This window comes from Okeania sp. SIO3I5, assembly GCF_010672085.1.
Taxonomy (GTDB): Bacteria; Cyanobacteriota; Cyanobacteriia; order Cyanobacteriales; family Microcoleaceae; genus Trichodesmium.
This window is the reverse complement of the sequence record NZ_JAAHHT010000028.1, coordinates 38,565-41,439: the sequence shown is the minus strand read 5'-3', so window position 1 is coordinate 41,439 and position 2,875 is coordinate 38,565. Positions and strand designations below refer to the sequence as shown.

Genomic DNA, 2,875 nt, shown 5'->3' with positions numbered 1-2,875 from the left:
GGAAAAAACAGATAAAGTTACAACTTTTGAATATCAAGAACCAGAGTTAGAATTTTCCCAAAAAATCTTAAATTTGCCAGCAGCAGATGGAGAAGATGAGATTCAATCTGCTACTTTCAATTTGGTTCCTAACCAAAAAGTCGAGAGTTTTGAGAATATTTCTGATAATTTACCTGACCCAGATTCAGGAGAAGTAAATCGGGAAAAAACAGATAAAGTTACAACTTTTGAATATCAAGAACCAGAGTTAGAATTTTCCCAAAAAATCTTAAATTTGCCAGCAGCAGATGGAGAAGATGAGATTCAACCTGCTACTTTCAATTTGGTTCCTAACCAAAAAGTCGAGAGTTTTGAGGATACTTCTGATAATTTACCTGACCCAGATGCAGGAGAAGAAAATCTGGAAAAAATAGATAAAGTTACAACTTTTGAATATCAAGAACCAGAGTCAGAGTTTGCCAAAAAATTATTAAAATTTCCAGCAGCAGAAGCTTATATAAATCAAGCTAATCTTGCCTTAAAACACGGAAATTTAACAACAGCGATCGCCTCTTGTAAACAAGCTTTAAAAGTTCAACCAAATTCTTCTCCATTTTATGTGACTTTAGGAAATGCTTTTTACCAACAAAATAATTTAGAAGCTGCTTTGCGTGCTTATAGTCAGGCATTAGAAATTGAGCCGGAAGTTGCAGAAGTTCAGGGAAATATTGGTAGTGTTTATTTGCAGTTAGGTCAACATAAACAAGCACTTTTTCATTATCAAAAGGCTATTGAATTAAAACCTGGTTTGGCTGGTATTTACTGGAATCTTGGCAAATTATTTCAATATTTAGGAAAGGTTGATGAAGCTCTTGAAGCTTGGGAAAAAGCATTAGAAATTCAACCGGATATAGTCGAGGCAGACTTTCACTTTAAATTAGGAAATACCCTTGTTAAACTGAGTAGAATTAATGATGCAGTTAAGAGTTACAAAAGAGCAATTAATCTGAAACCAAATTATACAGAAGCTTATAGTAATCTAGCTAATATTTTAGGCAAACAAGGAGATAAAGCAACAGCAGCTAATTATTATCACCAAGCACTAAAAATTAATCCAGACTTAAAACATTTACACGAAAAACTAGCTAACAACTTATTGCTCAAAGGTGACTATGACCAAGCAATATTTCATTATCAAGAAGCCATCAAATATAACCCTAATTCCTATGATGCTTATGCCAACTTAGGAACAGCACTTTCTAATAAAGGATTATTAGAATCAGCACTAGAAAAATATCAGAAAGCATTAGAATTTAAACCAAACTGGGCAGAAGTTTACTCTCGCATCGGACATATTATTAAACAAGAAAAAATGGAAGAGGCGATCGCTTTATTTGAAAAAGCTATCGAAGTTAAACCAAAATTTGTCGAAGCTCATCAACAATTATGCGATTTACTTAGTCATACAACTAAACTTGCCGAAGCGAGAAAAGCTGCCGATAATTTCTGTAATTCTTGTGGAGAAATAGCTCCTATTCTTTCGGGAGTTGCCTTTTTATTTTCCTACTTTCAATCAGGAGTTAGTGACGTCGCAAACTCCAAACTTTCAGAAGTAGAAAAAATCTGTTATAAGAGTGCTGAAACTTTTAGCGAACTAGAAATAAAACTACTCTATGAAATTTTCTTATTTGCTGTTCCTCATCTCCGGGATGACTTAGAAGGAAATGCCAATTTTTACAAATTAATTGCCAAACAATATTATCAAAAACGACCCAAAATTTATCAAACTCCAAAAACTCATACTTCTAGTTCTCAAACATTAAAAATAGGATTTATTTCCAAACATTTTCGCCGTCATTCAGTAGGTTGGTGTAGCGAAGCTTTAATCAGAGAATTATCTCAAATTACACCAGACGTTAATCTCTATATTACAGGTCCGTTGAAGAGAGACGATATTACTCAAAGATTTGAACAAATGTCTGTCAATACCTATTGGCCGAAAAAGTATCCTAATGGATTTCCATCTTATGAAGAAATTACCACACAAATATTAGAAGACAAGTTAGATGTAGTAGTAGATTTAGATTCAATGACATTGCCAGTCAATGTTCATATTCTCCATGAAAAACCTGCACCAGTTTGTGTTTCCTGGTTAGGTTTTGATGCACCCTATATTTCTGAAAGTAATTACTTTTTATGTGACTGGTATACCCATCCTCAAGGAAGAGAAAAATATTATCTAGAAAAATTAGTGAGATTGCCAGAAACATCTGTAGCTGTAGGTGGTTTTGATAGTCGTTCGATTGATAGAAATGCGACTAGAAATAGTCTCGGAATTGATTCAAATAAAATGGTTTATTTGTGTATAGCACCGGGGCGAAAAACTAATCCAGAAATGGTACGCGCTCAACTGAAAATTTTGCAACATACTCCAGAAAGTATATTGATTCGGAAAGGTCAGGGAGACGTAGATATGATTTATCAAACCTATCTTAAAGAGTCTGAAAATTTAGGTGTAGACTTTAATCGAATTATGTTTTTAGGGCAAACTCAAACAGAAGAAGAACATCGAGCAATTTATCAGATAGCTGATGTTTTGTTAGATTCTTATCCTTATAATGGTGGTACTCATAATTTAGAAGCTTTATGGTCAAACTTACCGATAATAACTAGAGCAGGGGAACAATATTTATCTCGGATGGGTTACTCATTTTTGCAGAATGTAAATCTGGATGTAGGAGTTGCTTGGAGTTGGGAAGAATATACAGAATGGGGAATTAAATTAGCTCAAGATAATGGTTTAAGAAATTCGGTGCGGGAGCATTTACAAAAGTCAAAAAATCCAGATAATTTAGCGCCTTTGTGGAATCCTAAAAAATTGGCAAAAGAGATGTAT

1 protein-coding gene is annotated in these 2,875 nt (G+C 33.9%); it reads left to right on the top strand.

Features of this window, described 5'->3' with window-relative positions:
• A partial coding sequence (locus F6K40_RS08860; protein WP_293134316.1) for a tetratricopeptide repeat protein occupies positions 1–2,875 on the top strand: 2,875 nt, incomplete at both ends.